The 19,457-nt window shown below is 73.1% G+C and carries 17 protein-coding genes and 1 pseudogene; 8 read left to right on the top strand and 10 right to left on the bottom strand.

Annotated elements, in window-relative coordinates; all coding sequences use genetic code 11:
* Positions 1-476 (top strand): annotated as a pseudogene (locus tag FHE66_RS10270) (leucyl aminopeptidase family protein); the annotation flags it as partial.
* A gap of 155 nt (positions 477-631) precedes the next feature.
* On the opposite strand, the gene FHE66_RS10265 reads toward FHE66_RS10270, so the two are convergent.
* From FHE66_RS10265 to FHE66_RS10240, 6 genes are all read right to left on the bottom strand, one after another.
* A complete protein-coding gene (locus tag FHE66_RS10265) occupies positions 632-1,024 on the bottom strand; it encodes an ectoine synthase (protein ID WP_139072860.1) in 393 nt (130 codons plus the stop codon).
* An 89-nt stretch (positions 1,025-1,113) separates the two neighbouring features.
* The gene (locus tag FHE66_RS10260; protein WP_139072859.1) at positions 1,114-2,385 is read right to left on the bottom strand and encodes an ABC transporter ATP-binding protein; all 1,272 of its coding nucleotides are present in this window, start codon (positions 2,383-2,385) and stop codon (positions 1,114-1,116) included.
* A 20-nt stretch (positions 2,386-2,405) separates the two neighbouring features.
* Positions 2,406-3,254 (bottom strand): carbohydrate ABC transporter permease, encoded by an 849-nt coding sequence (locus tag FHE66_RS10255; RefSeq protein ID WP_139072858.1) that lies wholly within the window; start codon positions 3,252-3,254, stop codon positions 2,406-2,408.
* Positions 3,254-4,246 carry a carbohydrate ABC transporter permease gene (locus FHE66_RS10250; protein WP_139072857.1) on the bottom strand — a complete coding sequence of 331 codons (993 nt, stop codon included), beginning with the start codon at positions 4,244-4,246 and terminating at the stop codon, positions 3,254-3,256. Before FHE66_RS10250 ends, FHE66_RS10255 begins: the two co-directional genes overlap by 1 nt.
* Positions 4,243-5,505 (bottom strand): extracellular solute-binding protein, encoded by a 1,263-nt coding sequence (locus FHE66_RS10245; protein ID WP_255303689.1) that lies wholly within the window; start codon positions 5,503-5,505, stop codon positions 4,243-4,245. The genes FHE66_RS10250 and FHE66_RS10245 overlap by 4 nt, the downstream gene beginning before the upstream one ends.
* Positions 5,506-5,629: 124 nt before the next feature.
* On the bottom strand, positions 5,630-6,814 hold the full coding sequence (locus FHE66_RS10240) for a macrolide 2'-phosphotransferase (protein WP_139072855.1): 1,185 nt from the start codon (positions 6,812-6,814) through the stop codon (positions 5,630-5,632).
* Positions 6,815-6,894: 80 nt separating this feature from the next.
* Here FHE66_RS10240 and FHE66_RS15870 point away from each other — a divergent pair, with 80 nt between their 5' ends.
* Together FHE66_RS15870 and nudC are read left to right on the top strand one after the other, a co-directional pair.
* Positions 6,895-7,260, top strand: a complete 366-nt coding sequence (locus FHE66_RS15870; RefSeq protein WP_255303688.1) for a hypothetical protein — start codon at positions 6,895-6,897, stop codon at positions 7,258-7,260.
* Positions 7,220-7,867, top strand: a complete 648-nt coding sequence (gene nudC / locus FHE66_RS10235) for an NAD(+) diphosphatase (protein ID WP_255303687.1) — start codon at positions 7,220-7,222, stop codon at positions 7,865-7,867. Before FHE66_RS15870 ends, nudC begins: the two co-directional genes overlap by 41 nt.
* A gap of 6 nt (positions 7,868-7,873) precedes the next feature.
* Here the strand turns inward: nudC and FHE66_RS10230 are convergent, their stop codons facing one another.
* Positions 7,874-8,095, bottom strand: coding sequence for a mycoredoxin (locus FHE66_RS10230; RefSeq protein ID WP_139072870.1), 222 nt, complete (start codon positions 8,093-8,095; stop codon positions 7,874-7,876).
* A gap of 161 nt (positions 8,096-8,256) precedes the next feature.
* On the opposite strand from FHE66_RS10230, the gene FHE66_RS10225 reads away from it, so the two are divergent.
* Positions 8,257-10,305, top strand: a complete 2,049-nt coding sequence (locus FHE66_RS10225; protein WP_139072853.1) for an ATP-dependent helicase — start codon at positions 8,257-8,259, stop codon at positions 10,303-10,305.
* A 508-nt stretch (positions 10,306-10,813) separates the two neighbouring features.
* The gene (locus tag FHE66_RS10220) at positions 10,814-11,080 is read left to right on the top strand and encodes a WhiB family transcriptional regulator (RefSeq protein ID WP_139072869.1); all 267 of its coding nucleotides are present in this window, start codon (positions 10,814-10,816) and stop codon (positions 11,078-11,080) included.
* A 2-nt stretch (positions 11,081-11,082) separates the two neighbouring features.
* On the opposite strand, the gene FHE66_RS10215 is transcribed toward FHE66_RS10220, so the two are convergent.
* Positions 11,083-12,114: a thiamine biosynthesis protein ThiF gene (locus tag FHE66_RS10215; protein ID WP_139072852.1), complete on the bottom strand. Its 1,032-nt coding sequence runs from the start codon at positions 12,112-12,114 to the stop codon at positions 11,083-11,085.
* 121 nt (positions 12,115-12,235) lie between these two features.
* On the opposite strand from FHE66_RS10215, the gene FHE66_RS10210 reads away from it, so the two are divergent.
* On the top strand, positions 12,236-12,769 hold the full coding sequence (locus FHE66_RS10210) for a M48 family metallopeptidase (RefSeq protein ID WP_139072851.1): 534 nt from the start codon (positions 12,236-12,238) through the stop codon (positions 12,767-12,769).
* Here the strand turns inward: FHE66_RS10210 and FHE66_RS10205 are convergent.
* A complete protein-coding gene (locus FHE66_RS10205) occupies positions 12,766-14,247 on the bottom strand; it encodes a zinc-dependent metalloprotease (RefSeq protein ID WP_139072850.1) in 1,482 nt (493 codons plus the stop codon). The two genes, FHE66_RS10210 and FHE66_RS10205, sit on opposite strands and share 4 nt — an antisense overlap.
* A 131-nt stretch (positions 14,248-14,378) precedes the next feature.
* On the opposite strand from FHE66_RS10205, the gene FHE66_RS10200 reads away from it, so the two are divergent.
* A complete protein-coding gene (locus FHE66_RS10200) occupies positions 14,379-15,512 on the top strand; it encodes a PDZ domain-containing protein (protein WP_255303686.1) in 1,134 nt (377 codons plus the stop codon).
* A gap of 13 nt (positions 15,513-15,525) precedes the next feature.
* Here the strand turns inward: FHE66_RS10200 and FHE66_RS10195 are convergent, their stop codons facing one another.
* Positions 15,526-16,077, bottom strand: a complete 552-nt coding sequence (locus FHE66_RS10195) for a PPA1309 family protein (RefSeq protein ID WP_139072849.1) — start codon at positions 16,075-16,077, stop codon at positions 15,526-15,528.
* Between the two features lie 255 nt (positions 16,078-16,332).
* Between FHE66_RS10195 and FHE66_RS10190 the strand changes: the two genes are divergently transcribed.
* Complete coding sequence (locus tag FHE66_RS10190) at positions 16,333-19,314, top strand: UPF0182 family protein (protein ID WP_139072848.1); 2,982 nt, start codon at positions 16,333-16,335, stop codon at positions 19,312-19,314.
* The last annotated feature ends 143 nt before the right edge of the window (positions 19,315-19,457 follow it).

Here is a 19,457-nt window from a genome sequence, read left to right as displayed (position 1 = left end):
TCTCGAACACCGACGCCGAGGGCCGCATGGTCCTCGCCGACGCGATGGCCTGGGTGCGGCAGACCGCCCGTCCCGACGTCCTCGTCGACGTCGCGACGCTCACCGGCGCCGTCACCCTCGGCCTGGGCCGTACCCACGCCGGCCTGTACGCGACCGACGACACGCTGGCGGCCGCGCTGACGAGCGCCGGTGAGGTGAGCGGGGAGCGCGTGTGGCGCCTGCCGCTCGTCGAGTCCTACCGCGCGAGCCTGGACTCCTCCGTCGCCGACATCTCCCACCAGTCGCGTGACCCGCACATCATGGGCGGGTCGATCACCGCGGCGCTGTTCCTCCAGCGGTTCGCCGGGGACACCCCGTGGGCGCACCTCGACATCGCCGGCGCCGGGCGCGCGACCAAGGCTCGCCACGAGATCCCGGAGGGCCCCACGGGCTACGGAGCCCGCCTCCTCCTGCGCTGGCTCACCGACCTGGCCTGACGAGCACGCCCGACGCGGCAACCGCGCCGCGCCACACGCGCCTCACACCACACGCGCCGAGAGCTGGATCATGCACAGTGCATGATCCAGCTCTCGGCGGTTGAGGGGCGTGCCCCGAGGACACCTGTGCGAGGTTGTCCGGCGCCGGGGCTGCGTCAGTCGTCCTCGGTGAGGAGGGGGTAGACGCCGTTCTCGTCGTGGACCTCGCGGCCGGTGACCGGGGGGTTGAAGACGCAGATCGTGCGGATCTCGGTCCGCGGGCGCACGACGTGCTTGTCGTGCTCATCGAGCAGGTACGTCGTGCCCGGGCGCAGCTCGTGCGTCTCACCCGTGCCGAGGTCGGTGATCGTCCCCTCGCCCTCGATGATCATCACGGCCTCGATGTGGTTGGCGTACCAGAACTCGTTCTCGGTGCCGGCGTACAAGGTGGTCTCGTGGACCGAGAACCCGGCCTTGTCCCGCGCGAGGATGATGCGCTTGGAGCGCCAGCTCGGCGTCCGGACGTCGAACTCGGTGTCGTCGAGGTCGTGGAAGCTGCGGACGATCATGTGGGGGTCTCCTTCTCGAGGACGGTGACGACGGCCTGCTGGAGTGCGCATCCCGCCCTCGAGCTCTCGACGGTTGAGGGGGCCCGGCGTCAGGACGCGGCCGCGGCGGACTCCCGCTCGGCGCGCTTGCGCGCCCGCTCGAGGGCCCGGGTGCGCTGCTCGCGCGCGTCCTTCTCGAGCGTGGCGGCCCGCTCCTCGTCGCGGGTGAGGTTGTCCCCGGACTGGGCGTCGAAGACGTGCATCTCGGTGGGGTCGAACCACAGCTCGGCGGTGTCGCCCGCGCGCACGGTGCTCACCGAGTCCAGGGAGATGATGAGCTGGGAGCGCATCCCCTCGCCGTCGAGGTCCCGGTCGAGGTCCTCGAGCTGCTGGCGGACGGCGTCGTGCGTCTCGAACGGGATGTAGGCGTAGAGGACCTCCCCGAGCCACTCGGTGACGTCGACGTCCGCCTCGAAGTGCACGCCGGCGCCCGCGCGGTCCGGCTCCAGGGTGTCGGCGTCCTCGAAGGAGTCGGGGCGGATGCCGACGATGACGATGTCGCGGTCCCCGACGGCGGCGCGGAGCCGGTCGTCGAGGGGCACCTCCGCGATGGGCAGGCGCAGGACGTCGCCCTCGACGATGCCCGGCAGGAAGTTCATCGGCGGGGAGCCGATGAACCCGGCGACGAAGAGGTTGACCGGCTGGTCGTACAGCCCGCGAGGACTGGCCACCTGCTGCAGCTCGCCGCGGCGCAGCACGGCCACCCGGTCACCGAGGGTCATCGCCTCGGTCTGGTCGTGGGTGACGTAGACGGTCGTCGTGGCGAGGTTGCGCTGCAGCCGGGCGATCTCCGTGCGCATCTGCCCGCGGAGCTTGGCATCGAGGTTGGACAGCGGCTCGTCGAAGAGGAACGCCTTGGCGCGCCGCACGATCGCACGGCCCATCGCCACGCGCTGGCGCTGCCCGCCGGAGAGGTTGGCGGGCTTGCGCTGCAGGTGCTCGTCCAGCTCGAGGAGCGTGGAGGCGTTCCGCACGCGCTCGTCGATCTGCTCCTCGGTGTACTGGCCCTTGGCCAGCCGCAGCGGGAAAGCGATGTTCTCGTAGACCGTGAGGTGGGGGTACAGGGCGTAGTTCTGGAAGACCATCGCGAGGTCCCGGTCGCGGGGCGCCTTGTCGTTGACGACCTCGTCCCCGATGCGCAGCTCGCCGTCGGTGATGTCCTCCAGCCCGACGATCATCCGCAGCAGGGTGGACTTCCCGCAGCCGGAGGGCCCGACGAGGATGACGAACTCGCCGTCGGCGATGTCGAGGTCCACCCCTTTGACGGCGGTGAAACCGTCCGGGTAGGTCTTGACGACGTTGTCGAGGGTGATCGATGCCATGGGAGGACTCCTTTGCGGGCTCAGCCCTTGACTGCGCCTTGGGTGAGGCCGGACACGATGCGCCGCTGGAAGAGCAGCACGACGATGACGACGGGCACGGTGACGACGATGGCCGCCGCCGAGATCGCGCCGGTGGGCTCCTCGAACTGCGAGGCGCCGGTGAAGAAGGACAGCGCCGCCGGGACCGGACGGGCGGCGCTGGTCGAGGTGAGCGAGATGCCGTAGACGAAGTCGTTCCACGCGATGAAGAACGCGATGATCGCCGTGGTGAACACGCCGGGCGCGGCGAGCGGGACGACCGCCTTGCGGAAGGCCTGGAACGCGGTGGCGCCGTCCACCTGCGCCGCCTGCTCGAGCTCCCACGGGATCTGCCGGAAGAACGCGGCGAGGGTCCAGATCGAGATCGGCAGGGTGAGGGACAGGTAGGGGATGATGAGGCCGGGCCACGTGTCGTACAGGCCGATGGAGCGCCAGAGGTTGAACAGCGGCGTGACGATCGAGACGACCGGGAAGACCGAGACTGCCAGCGCCGTCGTGAGGATGACCCGCTTGCCGGGGAAGTCGAGCCGGGCGATGGCGTAGGCGCAGAACGTCGCGAGGACGACGGCGATGAACGTCGCGATGAGCGAGATGCCGATGGAGTTGCGCAGCGACGGGAGGAACAGGTCCTGGGCGCTGCCGCCCGGCGCGAGGATCGTCTCGTAGTTCTCCCAGGTCCACTCCTCGGGGAGGAACGTGCCGGAGAAGAGCCCCGCCTGCGTCTTGAAGGACGTCATGAGGATCGAGGCGACCGGGAAGAGCGACCACACGAGCACGACGAGCGTGATGGCGATCCACCCGACCTTCTGCTTCGCGGACAGCCCTCTCATCACTTGCCTCCCGTCGTGCCGGCGAGATCCACCTTGAAGCCCTTGACGGCCACCCCCGCGATGATGAGCACGCAGAGGAACAGCAGGACGGAGATCGCCGAGCCGAGCCCGATCTCCAGGCGACCGATCGAGGTGTTGTAGGCGAGCAGGGACAGCACCTCGGTGTCGTTCGCGCCGCGCGTCATGATGTAGACGTTGTCGAAGATCCGGAAGGCCTCCAGCGCCCGGAAGAGCACGGCGACCATGATCGCCGCCTTCATGTTCGGCAGGATCACCCGGCGCAGCACCTGCCAGCCGGTCGCGCCGTCGACCTTGGCCGCCTCCTCGAGCTCTCCCGGCACCTGTGCCAGGCCGGAGAGGAGGAGCAGCGAGATGAACGGGGTGGTCTTCCAGACCTCCGAGGCGATGATGACGAACAGCGAGGTGCCCGCCTGGGCGAACCAGTTGAGGTTCTCGGTGATCCCCGGGACCCAGCTGAACCAGTGGTTGACGTAACCGGTGTCGATGTCGAAGGCGTACAGCCAGGCGAAGGCGGAGACGACGGTGATGATGCCGTACGGCACGAGGATCGCCGTGCGGATGAGCCCGCGCAGGCGCTGGATCGCGCGGTGCATGACGAGGGCGAGCAGGAACCCGAGGACGAGCTCGATGAGCACCGTGATGACGGTGATGAGCGCGGTGACCCCGAGCGAGCGCCAGAACACCGGCTCGCCGAGCACCACCTGGTAGTTGCGGAACCAGATGAGCTCGGTCTCGTCGGGGGCGGTGAGCCGCAGGCTGAACAGCGAGTCGTACAGCGCCTGGAGGATCGGGTAGAGCGTGACGAGCAGCATGATGACGAACGCCGGGCCGGCGAGGTACCAGCCGAGCCGGGCCTCCGACCGCGAGCGGTCCGAGGTCCGCCGGGAGCGGCGACGGCCGTTCGCGCGCGGCGTCGGGCCGTCGGGACGCTGCCCGGCCGCCGGACCGGCAGCGGGGATGTTGGAGCTCATAGCAGCCTCTCGTCTCGCAGGACCGCGCTGATGAAGTCGGCCGACTCACCCGGTGTGGTCTCCGGGTCGACCGAGGCCGGCGGGTACCACGTCTCCTGCAGGCCGATGGAGACCTCGTTGTAGTACGGCGTCTGCGGACGGGGGACGGCCAGCTCGAGGGACTCCCGGATGGTCTCCGCCATCGGGAACTCCTCGGTCACCCGCTCGTCCTCGTACGCCGAGACGGATGAGGGCGGGTTGCCGTTCGTCACGAAGTACGTGGCCTGGTGCTCGGGCCGGACGATGCACGCGACGGCCTCGTAGGCGTCGTCGACGTGCTCGCTGAACGCGCTGACACCGAGGTTGATCCCGCCCACGGGGGGAGCGGTGTCGGTGTCCTCGTCCACCCGCGGGTACAGCGCCCACCCGATGTCCTCGACGATCTCCGGGTTCGAGGCGTTGAGGGCCGGCCAGATGAAGGGCCAGTTGACCATGAAGGAGCCCTGGTCCCCCCGGAAGACGTTCATCGAGGCGTTCTCGTCGGCGGTCGGGAAGCCGGAGCCCGCCAGGCCCTCCTGGCCGATCCTGCGGAGCACGTCGGCCGCGGCGCGCCCGGCGTCGGAGTCGAGCGCGAACTCCACCTCCTCGGCCGTGGCCTCGGGGTTGGTGATGACCTCACCGCCGGCCGAGGCGATGAGGGCGTTGATCCAGACGGTGAGCGACTCGGCCTTGGCGCCCTGCACCCCCAGGCGGACGTCGAGGTCGCTCGCGGTGTCGATGAGCTGCTCCCAGGTGACCGGCTGCTCGAGGTCGAGCCCGGCCTCCTCCGCCACCGACTTGCGGTACCAGAGCAGCTGGGTGTTGGCCCAGAAGGGCACGGTGACGAGCTCGTCGGCCCAGGTGGCGGAGTCGACGGCGCCCTGGACGACGTCCTCGGTCTCCTGCAGCTCCTCCGGCACCGGCGCGAGGAACCCGGCCTCGGCGAGCTCGGGGATGAACGGCGGGTCGAGGCTCATGATGTCGATCGAGGAGTCCGACGCCGCGAGGCGCCGGGCGAGCTGCTCGCGCTGGGAGGCGGCGTCGCGGGGGAGCAGCGAGGTCTCGATGACGTACTTGCCGTCCGCCTCCTCGCTGCAGATCTGCGCGAGCTCCTCCTGACCACCGTCGTCCGGGTTGATGTACCAGGTCAGCACGGGTGGCCCGGACTCACCGGCGCAGGCACCGAGGCCCAGGGCCAGGGCGAGCGCCAGGGCCGTGGCTGTCGTCCGCGGTCGTCGCACGATGCCCCTCCTCGGCGTCGAGACCGGTCTGCCGCGACCGGCTTCGTCACACAGGAAACACGTGGTGGGCGAAGTGCGCATCCGGAGGCGCGTCGGGGTGGAGGACGACGTCGGCGGGGCCCGTTCAGTCGCGGGCGGGGGGCTCCTCGTCGGCCGGCTCGCGGGCCGCCTCCGGCTCCTCGTCCTCCTCCGGCTCCGCGGCGGTCTGCGTGTCGCCGGCGGGGGCGTCGGCCGGGGCCGCGACGTCCGCCCGGAGCGAGGGGAGCTCGGCGGTCGCGTTCGGGTCGACGCCCGCCTCGTCGGCGTCCGTCTCCTCGGCGTCCTCGGTGGCCTCGGCCCAGTCCTCGGGCCGCCCGGGCACGACGACGGGCTCGCGGTGGCCGATCGGCTCGGCGTCGCGCACCTGCTCGGCGAGGTCGGCGAGCATCGCGGTGGCGTCGGCGACGACGGCGTCGTTCCCGGTGTTGACGCCGTGCACGAGCCAGCGGGCCAGGGCCAGCTCGCCGACGAGCTGGGCACGGTCGAGCAGGTAGGTGTCGGCGTTCTCGGGCCGGGCGAGGGCGTAGGCCTCCTCGATTGCGTCGAGGCAGTCCTCCGGGGCGCTGGCGAGCAGCCACGCGAGGTCGACCGCCGGGTCGCCGACGTGCGCCTCGGAGAAGCTGATGACCGCGCTCACCTCGCCGTCCAGGACGAGGACGTGCTCCTCGGCGAGGTCACCGTGGACGGGGGTGGTGCGGAAGCGCCACAGCGCGACGTCCTCCAGCGCCCGCTCCCACCGCTCGAGCACGAGGGTGGGCACGTGCCCGGTGCGGGCGGCGATGTCGACCTCGGCGAGGCAGCGCTTGCGGTACTCCTCGGCGGTGTAGCTCGGCAGGCCGGCGTCCTCGACGACGCTCGCCGGCAGCTCGTGGAGAGCGGCGAGGCAGCGGCCGAGGTCCGCGGCGAGGCCGGGGCCCGGCCCGAGCCGCTCGAGGTCGAGCGGCCGGCCGCGCAGCTGGCGGTAGACCATCGCTCGGCCGCCCTCGGGCAGGGCCGCGAAGCCCGCGGGCTCCGGCACGGCAAAGGGCAGCGCGCCACTGGTCACGTACGGGGCGAGGGCGGCGAGCAGCACGACCTCCGCCTCCAGGGCGGCACCCGCGGAGGGGTGCAGGGGGCAGCGCACGACCCACTGCCGGCCGCCCGAGTCGAGCACCCCGGTGACCTGGAAGTCGGCCGTGGTGCTCTGGGGCGACCGGGTCGCCACGACGTCGAGCCCGGGCACCGCCGCCGTGGCGAGCGCCGCCAGAGCGAGGGGGGATCTGCGTGCCACGGGCCAACCCTAGGCCGACCAGGCCCCTCAGCGCCCGACGCGGCACGGCGCGCCTCAACTTCGGCCGGTACGGTGCCGACGTGGTCCTCGCCCAGCTGCCCCTCGCCCGCACGACCGTCGACGCCGACGGCGCGGCCCGCGCCCGTCCCGACCTGCTCACCGAGCTGCGTCGGGACGACGCCACCCGTGTCGTCCTCGTCCACCGAGGGCTCCTCGGTGTGGCGGAGGACGACGGGCTCTCGCTGCTCCCGGTCGCGGACGTGCCGGACGCGGCGTGGACCGCCGAGCACGTCCTCTACCTCGGCCGGGAGGGAACCGCGCGGTACGTCGCGCTCGTCCTGCCCGAGCACCTCGGCCAGGAGCGGGACTGTCGACGGCGCACCCGTCGACACCGACGCGCCGCTCGTGAGCCTCGCCGCCGGCGCCCGCTTCGCCCACCTGCGTGACGTCGGGGACCGGCTCTGCGACCGGGACACCGGGCTGGCGACGACGGCGGTGGCGCTCGCGGCCTGGCACGAGCGCAACCCGCGCTGCCCACGGTGCGGGGAGGCGACGGAGGTCGTCGAGGGCGGCTGGGTCCGCCGGTGCCTCGTCGACCACTCGCTGCACTACCCGCGCACCGACGCCGCGGTGATCATGGCCGTGGTCGACGCCGCGGACCGGCTCCTCCTCGGGCACGCGGCGCACTGGCCGCAGCGGCGGTACTCCACGCTCGCCGGCTACGTCGAGCCCGGGGAGTCGCTCGAGGCCGCGGTGCGCCGGGAGGTCGCGGAAGAGACCGGGGTCGTCGTGGGCGACGTGCGGTACGTCGGCAGCCAGCCCTGGCCCTTCCCGTGCTCGCTCATGACGGCGTTCCGGGCGCAGGTCGCCGAGGGCGCAGGCACCGACGTCGTCGTGGACGGCGTCGAGCTCACCGCCGCCCGCTTCTTCAGTCGGGAGGAGCTCGGGGCGGCCGTGGCCGACGGCGAGGTGCACCTGCCGACGCGCACGTCCATCGCCCGCGCCCTCATCGAGGACTGGTTCGGCGGCCCGCTCCCGCAGCCGCCCGCCTGACGGGGCTCAGCCCAGCCGGGTGCGGACCTCGGCGAGGGAGGGGTTGGTCGCCGCGGAGCCGTCCGGGAAGAGCACGGTCGGCACCGTCTGGTTGCCGCCGTTGACCTCCTCGACGAAGCTCGCCGCCTCCGGGTGCTCCTCGATGTTCACCTCGCGGTAGCCGATGCCCTCGCCCTCGAGCTGCTTCTTCAGCCGGCGGCAGTAGCCGCACCAGCTGGTCGTGTACATCGTGATGGTGCCGGGCTCGGGCGCGGTCGTGGTCAACGTGGCTCCTCGTGGTCGGAATGCTCTGCAGACCGTAACGCGCCCGCGCCCCCGCGCATTTCCTCCCGCGTCGCGGCTGGGGACGGCGCACCCGCGTGTCGGCGCAGGCTGAGACACTGGCGGGGATGACGAGCACGACCATCCCCAGCAGCGAGGAGCTCCTCGCCGCCCTGGACGACGACCAGCGCGCCGTCGCCCAGCACCTCACCGGGCCGCTGTGCGTCCTGGCGGGCGCCGGCACGGGCAAGACCCGCGCGATCACCTACCGCATCGCCCACGGCGTGCGCTCCGGGGCCTACAACCCCACCGCGGTGCTCGCCGTGACGTTCACCGCCCGGGCGGCGGGGGAGATGCGCTCGCGGCTGCGTGACCTCGGCGTCGGCGGGGTGCAGGCCCGGACCTTCCACGCCGCCGCCCTGCGCCAGCTGTCCTACTTCTGGCCCGCGGCCATCGGCGGCGGGGTGCCCAAGGTGCAGGAGCACAAGGCGCCGCTCGTCGCCGAGGCGTCCTCCCGGCTCGGGCTCGCGGTTGACCGGGTGAGCATCCGCGACCTCGCCGCCGAGATCGAGTGGGCCAAGGTCAGTCTCGTCACCGCCGAGGACTACGTCGCGCGCGCCGCGGCCGCCGGACGCGAGGGCGCCCCGGCCGGGCAGGACCGCGCCACCGTCGCGCGGCTGCTCGAGCTCTACGAGGACGTCAAGACCGAGCGCGGCGTCATCGACTTCGAGGACGTCCTCCTCCTCACCGTCGGGATCCTCGAGGAGCGCGCCGACGTCGCGGCCGAGGTGCGCCGGCAGTACCGCCACTTCGTCGTCGACGAGTACCAGGACGTCTCCCCGCTCCAGCAGCGCCTGCTGGACCTGTGGCTGGGGGAGCGCAGCGAGCTGTGCGTCGTCGGGGACGTGTCCCAGACGATCTACTCCTTCACCGGGGCGAGCCCGCGCTTCCTCACCGACTTCTCCCGCCGCTTCCCCGGCGCCGCCGTCGTGCGGCTCGTGCGCGACTACCGCTCCACCCCGCAGGTCGTCTCGCTCGCCAACCAGGTGCTCGAACGGGCCGGGCGCCACCGCTCGAGCGCGGCGGTCCACCTTCAGGCGCAGCGCCCCTCCGGCCCGGCCGTCCGGTTCGAGGCCTTCGACGACGACGTCGCCGAGGCGGCCGGGGTCGCCGCGCAGATCGCCCGGCTGGAGAAGGGCGGGGTGCCGCGCCACGAGATCGCCGTCCTCTACCGGACCAACGGGCAGGCCGAGGCGGTGGAGCAGGCGCTCGCGCAGGCCGGCATCTCCTACCTCGTGCGCGGTGGCGAGCGCTTCTTCTCCCGGCGGGAGGTGCGCGAGGCCGTCGTGCTGCTGCGTGGGGCGGCCCGCTCGGCGGCAGGCCAGCCGATGCCCGAGGCCGTGCGGGACGTCCTCGGCACCGTCGGCTGGTCCGCCGACCCGCCGTCGGCCCGCGGCGCCGTCCGGGAGCGGTGGGAGTCGCTGCAGGCGCTCGTCGCGCTCGCCGACGACCTCGCCGCGACCCGGGACGCGGACCTTCCCGGGCTCGTCGCCGAGCTCGAGGAGCGGGCCGCCGTCCAGCACGCCCCGACCGTCTCGGGCGTCACCCTCGCCTCCCTCCACGCGGCCAAGGGGCTGGAGTGGGACGCCGTGTTCCTCATCGGCGTGAGCGAGGGGCTGCTGCCCATCTCCCTCGCCGAGACGGAGGACGCCGTCGCCGAGGAGCGCCGGCTGCTGTACGTCGGGATCACCCGGGCGCGCGAGCACCTCATGCTCTCCTACGCCCGGGCGCGCACGGTCGGCGGGCGCGCCTCGCGCAAGCCGTCCCGCTTCCTCGACGGGCTGTGGCCCGACGGCGAGCGGGGCCGGCGCCGTCCCGCGGCCCGGACCTCGGGACGGGACCGGCTCGCCGAGGTCGCCGCGAGCGACCCCGAGGGCGCCGAGCTCGTCGGGCGGCTGCGTGCCTGGCGCGACCAGGTCGCCACGGCCACCGGCAAGCCGCGCCACAGCGTCCTGCACGACACCACGCTCGCGGCGATCGCCGAGGCCCGCCCCAAGGACCTGCGCCAGCTCGGCTTCCTCCGCGGCGTCGGGGCGGCGAAGCTCGAGGCGTACGGCCCGGCCGTGCTCGCGATCGTGCGCGGCGAGGAAGTCCTCGTCGACCCACCCGGAGCCTGACGCTCTCGCCCGCAGCACAGCCGGCTCCGGGCCCCGGGCGAAGTGCGCAGAACAGTCGCCGTAAATACCTTGCCCCCCGTCCGGAGGCGGGCGTAATGTCCTCCACGTCCGTGACCGAACAGGGCCCGTGCCTAGCCAGCACACGGGGGCCCCATGTGCGAGAGGGAGGTGAACCGCAGTGACCACGAACGTAGCCACCGGCCGAGCACGAGCCGAGTGGGCCGGGATGCTCCGGTTCACCAGTCCCGCTGCCGGCGTCGCCGGTATGCCGGCCCGCCCTCGCCCGTACCTCGCCCCCATCGGGGGCGGCACGTTCCGGACGTCGTAGAACAGCACACGTTCTCCGCCGGACCGCGCCGCTCCTCACTGCGGTCCACCCCTCCCGGGGAATGCCGCAGTCGATCCCAGACCCGGCTTCGCACCCACGGAGACACTCGTGCAACTCACCACCCTTCTCGACCGCCTCAGCCAGGGGTCGTCACAGTCGTGGCCGCTCCCCGAGGAGGCGATGGCCCTCGTCCTGGAGGAGTCCACCGCGCTCGCCCCGTGCCAGGAGGCACAGGACCCGGACCTGTGGTTCGCCGAGCGTCAGGCGGATGTCGAGTTCGCCAAGACGCTGTGCCGCACCTGCCCCGTGCGCGAGGCCTGCCTCGCCGGTGCCCTCGAGCGCGCGGAGCCGTGGGGCGTGTGGGGCGGCGAGGTGTTCATCGGCGGTGAGGTCGTGGCCACGAAGCGTGGTCGCGGTCGTCCCCGCAAGCACCAGCCGGCGGCCTGACGTCACGCGCGGGCCGGCTCGGCACCGCCCGGCACCACCGCGAGGCCGGTGCACCCGCACTCCGGGTGCACCGGCCACTGCCGTGTCCGGGGCACCGGCCGGCGCGCGTCGACGGCCAGGCTCGTGCCCGACGTCGTGACGGGACGCCCGTCGAGGTGGGCGAGGACCTCGCCCACCGCGGTCCCGGCGGCGAGCAGCGCCGACGTCGTCTCGACCCCGCGGTCCGGGGCACCGAGGAGCTGGGTCGCCAGCGCCGGCCAGCGGTCGTCGGCGTCGGTGCGGTGCAGCTCGACGCACCGCCCGCACGGTCCGCCCCCGGGCGTGACGAGCGGCCCGACGAGGACGTCGACCTCGCGGACGACGACGAGCAGGTGGGTGACGTCCTCGCGCACGAGCGGCCGCAGCCGGACCGGGTCGCTGACGCCGTGGTCGACGAGCACGACGAGGTCGGGCCGGGTGCGCGGCGGCGCGGAGGTGCGCACGTGCGGGTAGGTGAGCCGCAGGATCCCCCGTGCCCGGTCGCCGCGCTGCTCCCCGACGTCGCGCAGGGTGTAGCCCCCGAGGCCGACGTCCTCGCGCCGCACCCGGGCGCGGTCCTCGGTGAGCAGGGTGCCGACGCCCGCCGCCGCGAGCCCGCTCGCCAGGAGCAGCCCGAGGCGGTCGAGCCCGAGCACCGCGACCACCGCCTCCTGGCGGCGCGTGAGGACGTCGCGCGCGTCGCGCTGGGCGACGCGCGACCAGTGGTCGAGCTCGGCGCCCAGCCCGTGGTGGCCGACGGCGGGGTCTCGGTCGCGCTCGAGGGCGCCGCACGCCTCGAGCCGCGTGAGCAGCTCGCGCACCCGCGGCGCCCGGATCCCGAGCTCCCGACCCCGGGCGAGGACGGCGCTCTCGCTCGTCTCCCGGCCCAGGCCCTCGAGGAGCCGCTGCTCCTCGACGCTCAGCCCGTCGAGGACGACGGCGAGCTCCGGGTCCGCGTGGACCTGGCTCGTGCCCTCGCGGCGCCACAGCACGTGGCTGCCTGGTCGTAGTCGCATCCTCGCCCTCCCGCGCCCAGGATGGCACCGCGAGCGGTACGTCGAGGGTCCCGGCCCGCCTCCTGTGGACAACGCCGGGGGAGCGCCCCGGCGCGTCGGTGGGTCGCCGTAGCCTGGAGACATGACGCAGATCGAGGTGAGGCGGAGCCGTCGCCGGACCAAGACCGTGCAGGCGTTCCGCGAGAACGGCCGCACGGTCGTGGCGATCCCCGACCGCTTCACCCGCGCGGAGGAGGAGGAGTGGGTGGCGCGGATGGTCGCGCGTCTCGAGCGCAGCGGGCGGCGCCGTCGCCCGTCGGACGCCGAGCTCGCCGAGCGCGCCGGGCGGCTCTCCGAGCGCTACCTCGAGGGCCGCGCCCGTCCGCAGACCGTGGCCTGGGTGAGCAACCAGGCCACCCGGTGGGGCTCGTGCACCCCGTCCACCGGCACCATCCGCATCTCCGACCAGCTCAAGGGCATGCCCTCGTGGGTGCTGGACTACGTCCTCGTCCACGAGCTCGCCCACCTGCTCGCAGCCGGGCACGGCCCGGACTTCTGGGCGTGGGTCGAGCGCTACCCGCACACCACCCGGGCGCGCGGGTTCCTCGAGGGCGTGTCCTTCGCCCGGCGCGAGGCCGGGCACGCGGCGCCCGGACCGGACGAGGAGCCGGCCTAGCCGGCGGGCCGCCCGCCATCGTCGGGCTCGCCCTCGCCGGGCTCTCCCTCGCCGGGGCCAGCGGCCTCGTCGGTGCCCTCGTCCGCCGTCGGTGCCTCGACTCCCGGCTGCTCGGTGCCGGCGAAGATGCTCGCGAGAGCGGCATCGACGTCGTCCTGGCCGGCCGCGGCGGCGTCCCGGGCGGCGACGAAGCCGGCGGGGTCGTCGAGCTCCTCCGCGGTCGGCATGAGGTCGAAGTGCTCCCACAGGGAGTCACGGGCCTCCTGGCCGCGCTCGCGGCCGAGGTTGCTCCACAGCTCGGCGGCCTCACGCACCCGCCGGGGCCGCAGCTCGAGCCCGACGAGCGAGGCGAAGGTCTGCTCGGCCGGCCCGCCGGCCGCCCGGCGGCGGCGGATCATCTCGCGCAGCGGGACCGCGTGGGGGAGGTGCGGGGCCACCGCCTGGCCCGCGACGACCTCGACCCACCCCTCGACGAGGGCCAGCGCCGTCTCCAGCCGCAGCAGCGCAGCCTCCTGGGCCTCGCTGCGCTCGAGGACGAACACGCCGCCGGAGAACGCCTCACGCAGCGCCTCGGGGTCGTTCGGGTCGAGGGAGCGCATGGCCTCCTCGATGGCCCCGGTGTCGATGGAGATCTCCCGCGCGTAGGCCTCGACGGCGCCCAGGAGGTGGGCGCGCAGCCACGGCACGTGGGCGAAGAGGCGGGCGTGCGCGACCTCGCGCACGGCGAGGAACAGGCGCACCTCCTCCTCCGGGGCGTCGAGCCCCTCGGCGAAGGCGGCGACGTTGGCGGGGACGAGCGCGGTGTCCGGGGCCTCGACGAGCGGCAGGCCGGTGTCGGACGTGCCGAAGGCCTCGCCGGCGAGCGTGCCGACGGCCTGGCCCACCTGCATGCCGAACACGGCGCCACCGAGCCGGCGGATCATCCCGCCCGCACCGCCGGCGAGCCCCGCGGCGAGCGGGTGCTCCCCGAGCTCGCCGGCCTGCTCGTCGAGCACGCTCTCCATCGCCCGCGCCACCGAGGTGGCGATCGGCTCGGCGAGACGCTTCCACGTCGGCATGGTCCGCTGCGCCCAGTCGCTGCGGGACCACGCCTGCTTGGTGCCCGTCGTCGGTCCGAGCTCGGTGGCGGCGTCGAGCCAGAGGTCGGCGACCTGCAGCGCCTGGGTCACCTGCGCGGCCTGGGCGGCGGTGAGGGTCGGGTCCCCGGCCTGGCGCACGGCCTGGCCCGCGAGGTCCCCGGCCAGCGCCCAGTTCACCGGGTCGTTCCCGCCGGCAGCGAGCACCTGCTGCATCTGCTGGAGCATCATGGCGAGCTGGTTGCGGTCCTGCGGCAGGCCGGCCGCGGTGGCCATCGTCTCGGGGTCGAGGCCGGCGGCGCGCATGGCGCTCATCGCCTCCTCGGCTGCCTGCGGTCCGAGCATGGACCGCAGGAGCTCCTCCCAGCTGTCCTCACCGGGGCGACTCGGGTCCTCGCTCATCTCCGCTGCTCCAGTCCTCGGGGAGTTCCACGGTAACCCCGCCACCGTCGCGGTCAGGCTCCCCGCCGGGCCGTTTCGCCCAGGGCGAGACACGGTCGGCGGCGTGGTCGCCGCCGGGTGATGATGAGGCGGTGCGCCTTCGACCCGACCAGCCGCCCGCGACCCAGCCGCAGTGGCCCGACGACGACCGGCCGCTGCTCAGCCCCCGCACGGTGACTGCGGCGGTCGCGGGCGCGGTGACGTTCGTCCTCGCGCTCACGATGCTCTTCGTCACCCCTCCGTACGCGATCCAGAGCCCCGGCCCCACCGTCGACACGCTCGGTGACGTGGACGAGGACGTCCCGCTCATCACCGTCGAGGGCGCCGAGACCTACCCGACGGACGGGGAGCTGCTGCTCACCACCGTCTCCACGCGCGGCGGGCCGGGGTACCCGGCGACCGCGGCGCAGGTCGTCGCCGGGTGGCTGTCGGGCAGCACGACCGTCGTCCCGCGGGAGTCGGCCTTCGACCCGGACCAGACCCGGGAGGAGGTCCAGGAGGAGTCCAGCCTCCAGATGAGCTCCTCGCAGACCAACGCGACCGTCGCCGCGCTCACCGAGCTCGGCACCGACGTGCCCACCCAGCTGACGGTCGCCGGGACCTCCCCGCACGGCGCGTCGGCCGGGCTGCTGGAGTCCGGGGACCGTCTCCTGTCGATCTCCACGCCCGACGGCGGGCAGACCGAGCTCACCTCCTTCGCCGTGCTCGACGACGTCCTGGGCCGGACCCCGCCCGGGTCCACGGTCACCCTCGGGGTGGAGCGCGGTGGGGAGGAGACGACGGTCGACGTCGTCACGGGCGACGACGGCAAGGGCGGCAGCCTGCTCGGCGTCATGATCTCCCCGGACGTCGAGCTCCCGTTCGAGGTCGACTTCGCCATCGAGAACATCGGCGGCCCGAGCGCCGGCCTCATGCTCACCCTCGCGATCATCGACAAGCTCACGCCCGAGCAGCTGACGAACGGCGAGGTGATCGCCGGGACCGGCACCGTCGACCTCGCCGGCGACGTCGGCCCGATCGGCGGCATCCGGCAGAAGATGGCGGGTTCGGTCCGCGACGGCGCCACGCTGTTCCTCGCCCCGGTCGAGAACTGCGACGAGGTGACCGGCCACGTCCCCGACGGGCTCGAGGTCATCGCCGTCGACACGGTCTCGGACGCCGTCACGGCCCTCGAGGCGGTCGGCGCGGGGGACACCGCAGACCTGCCGCGCTGCCCCGCCTCCTAAGCGGGCCGGCCTCCTAGTCGAAGGTCGCGCGCAGCGCCTCGACGAGGCCGGGCACCGCGTCGGGCGAGCCGCCGACGGCGTCGTCGGAGTCGTGGAGCCGGGAGCGCAGCGCGCACCAGGACTCGCCGGTGCGCAGCACGCCGACGGCGATCCGCACGTCCTGCCGGTCGGGGTGGGCCTCGAGGTAGGCGACGGCGGCGTCGGGGTCGCGGGGCATGTCGGTCTCGGCCTCCGGCGGCACGACGATGCGCTCGACGACGATCGCGGCGCCGTCGACCTCCGCCGGCCACGCGAGCTGGGCGAGCAGCTCCTCGAGCGTCGCCGCCTGCGGCAGGCCGTCCTGCTCGATCGACAGGAGGTGCTCGGGGTCGGCGGCGGCCGAGTCCACGGCGCCCTCGGGCAGCTCGCTCGCGATGGCGGGGTTGACGGCCAGGGCGTCCGCCGTGCGGACGAGGGAGAAGACGAGCACCGGGGAGTCCCACCCCAGCGAGCTCACGTGCCGTTCGATGTCGAGGACCGCCCCCTGGAGGGCGCGCTGGCGGGGGCTGAGGTCGGGAGCCGTCATGCGGCCATGATCCCCCACCGCTCCCCACCCGAACCACTCGCCCCCGACGGGGGCGCGGCGCCGGAGGCGCAGCGTCGCCTGCCGGACGGCGGAACGGCGGGTGTGGGAACCTAGGTGCAGGGCCGCGCGTTTGCCCCATGAGGGCGGGTCTTTGCCGCCCACCGCCAGTACGACGACCGAAGGTGCCACCTCGTGACAGCTGCCCCCGCCCCACGTCCACCGCGACCGGCCGGAGGCCGACGACGCGGTGCCCTCGTGCCCACGCTCATCGTCCTCGCGGCGCTCGCGGTGCTCCTCATGATCACCGCCCAGCTGTGGACCGAGGTGCTGTGGTTCTCCCACCTGTCCTTCGAGGACGTCCTGTGGCGTGAGTGGGGCACCCGTGCGGTGCTCTTCGTCCTCGGGTTCGTCCTCATGGCCGTGCCCGTGTGGCTCGGGCTGCGCCTCGCCTACCGGTCGCGGCCGATCTACGCCCCGGTCACCCCCGAGCAGCAGAACCTCGACCGCTACCGCGAGAGCGTGGAGCCGCTGCGCCGCCTCGTCATGATCGGCGCCCCGCTCGTCCTCGGCCTGTTCGCCGGCATCTCGGCGACCGCCAACTGGCGCGCGGTCCTCATGTGGCTCAACCGTGAGCCCTTCGGGCAGACGGACCCCGAGTTCGGCATGGACATCGGGTTCTTCGTCTTCACCCTGCCGCTCATGCGCACGATCGTCTCCTTCCTCATGACGGTCGTCCTCATCACGGCGGTGGCCTCGCTCGTCACGCACTACCTCTACGGCGGCATCCAGATCGGCGGCCGGCCGCAGCGGGTGACCAACGCGGCCCGGATCCAGCTGTCGATCATGGCCGGGGTGTTCGTCCTGCTCATCGCGGCGAACTACTGGCTGGACCGCTACTCCCTGCTCGTCGGCCAGAACGACCGGTTCGCCGGCGCGTCCTTCGCCGACATCAACGCCAACCTGCCCGCGCGCACGATCCTCGCGGTCATCGCCGTCATCATCGCGGTGCTCTTCTTCGTCTCCGCGTTCCGCGGCAGCTGGCTGCTGCCCGCCGCGGGCGTGGGCGTCATGATCGTCTCGGGCGTCGTCGTCGGCGGCATCTACCCGGCGATCGTCCAGCGCTTCCAGGTGACGCCGAACGCGGTGGAGGCGGAGTCGCCGTTCATCCAGCGCAACATCGACGCGACGCTCGTGGCCTACGGCCTGGACGACATCGAGACCGAGCCCTACGACGCGGTCACCGAGACCGAGGCCGGCCAGCTGCGCAACGACTCCGAGTCGACCGCCAGCATCCGCCTCCTCGACCCGAACATCGTCTCCCCGACGTTCCGCCAGCTGCAGCAGAACCGGCAGTACTACGACTTCGCGCAGACCCTGGCGGTCGACCGGTACGAGATCGACGGCGAGAAGCGCGACACCGTCATCGCGATCCGCGAGCTCAACCAGGAGGGCCTGGGCTCCGACCAGCGCACCTGGGTCAACGACCACACGGTCTACACGCACGGCTTCGGCGCCGTGGCCGCCTACGGCAACACGGTCGCGGCGGACGGGCAGCCGGCCTTCTTCGAGTACGGCATCCCCTCGATCGGTGAGCTCGGGGAGTACGAGGAGCGGGTCTACTTCGGCCAGAGCACCCCGGAGTACTCGATCGTCGGCGCCCCGGAGGGCACCTCGCCGTGGGAGCTGGACTACCCCAGCGACGACGCCCCGCAGGGCCAGGTGAACACCACCTACGACGGCGACGGCGGGCCGAGCCTCGGCAACTTCTGGAACCAGCTCCTCTACGCGATCCGCATGGGCTCGGAGCAGATCCTCTTCTCCGACCGCGTGAACGCCGACTCGCAGATCCTCTACGACCGCGACCCGCACGAGCGCGTCCAGAAGGTCGCCCCGTACCTCACGCTCGACGCCCGCGCCTACCCCGCGATCGTCGACATGGACGGCGACGAGTCGACCCCGAAGGACCTCGTGTGGATCGTCGACGGGTACACGACGACGAACGAGTACCCCTACTCCGCCCGTGAGTCCCTGGAGGACGCGACGACGGACGCGCTGACCGACGAGCTCGGCGGCGTCGTCGTCGGCCCGGCGCCGGAGGAGGTCAACTACATCCGCAACTCCGTCAAGGCGGTCGTCAACGCCTACGACGGTGAGGTCACGCTCTACGAGTGGGACCCCGAGGACCCGATCCTCCAGACGTGGAAGAACGTCTTCCCCGACCACATCCAGCCGATCAGCGAGATCAGCGGCGACCTCATGAGCCACCTGCGCTACCCGGAGGACCTGTTCAAGGTCCAGCGCGAGCTGCTCAGCCGCTACCACGTCACCGACGCGGCCTCGTTCTACTCCGGCGGCAACTTCTGGAACATCCCGAACGACCCGACCGCCGGCGAGGGCGTCCCGCAGCCGCCGTACTACCTCACGCTGCAGATGCCGGGGCAGGAGAGCGCAGAGTTCTCCCTCACCTCGAGCTTCATCCCCGGTGGTCAGACCGACCGGAACATCCTCACCGGGTTCCTCGCGGTGGACTCCGAGACGGGCAACACCCCGGGGGAGGTGAGAGAGGGCTACGGGCAGCTGAGGCTGCTCGAGCTGCCCTCCGACGTCACCGTGCCCGGACCGGGCCAGGTGCAGAACACGTTCAACTCCAACCCGACGATCTCCACCGAGCTCAACCTGCTCGAGCAGGGCGGGTCGCAGGTGCTGCGCGGGAACCTGCTCACCCTGCCCGTCGGTGGCGGTCTGCTCTACGTCCAGCCGGTGTACGTCCAGGCCTCGGCCGGCACCCAGTACCCGCTGCTGCAGTACGTCCTCGTCGCGTTCGGTGAGGAGATCGGCTTCGCGCCGACGCTCACCGAGGCGCTGGACCAGGTGTTCGGCGGTGACTCCGGTGCGGAGGGCGGTGACGCCGACGTCGTCGGCGAGACGCCCGACGACCAGCCGGCGACCGACGAGCCCGGCGGCACGACCGAGGTCGACGCCGCGGCGCAGGAGCGGCTGACCCGGGCCCTGCAGGACGCCAACCAGGCGCTCGAGGACGGCCAGGCCGCCCTGAGCGAGGGGAACTGGGTGAACTACGGCCAGGCCCAGGAGCGCCTCCAGGAGGCGCTCGAGGCGGCCAGCCAGGCACAGGCCGAGCTCGACGCCGCCGCGGCCGGGACGCCGCCGCCCCCGGAGGACGGTGCCACCGCGCCGGCCGACGAGGCGACGACACCGGCCGCCGACAGCGGAGGCTGACAGGGCTCCGGCGGGCGGTGAGGCTACTCACAGCTCGCCGGATTGCCCTGGGTGGGCATCGCCGCGTAAGGTGGTGCTTACCGACGCGGGGTGGAGCAGTTCGGTAGCTCGCCGGGCTCATAACCCGGAGGTCGCAGGTTCAA

This window comes from Georgenia sp. 311 (assembly GCF_006151955.1).
In the GTDB taxonomy this organism is placed as follows: Bacteria; Actinomycetota; Actinomycetes; order Actinomycetales; family Actinomycetaceae; genus Oceanitalea; species Oceanitalea wutianyii.
The sequence above is the reverse complement of the archived record's forward strand: the minus strand, read 5'-3'. Positions and strand labels throughout refer to the sequence as shown.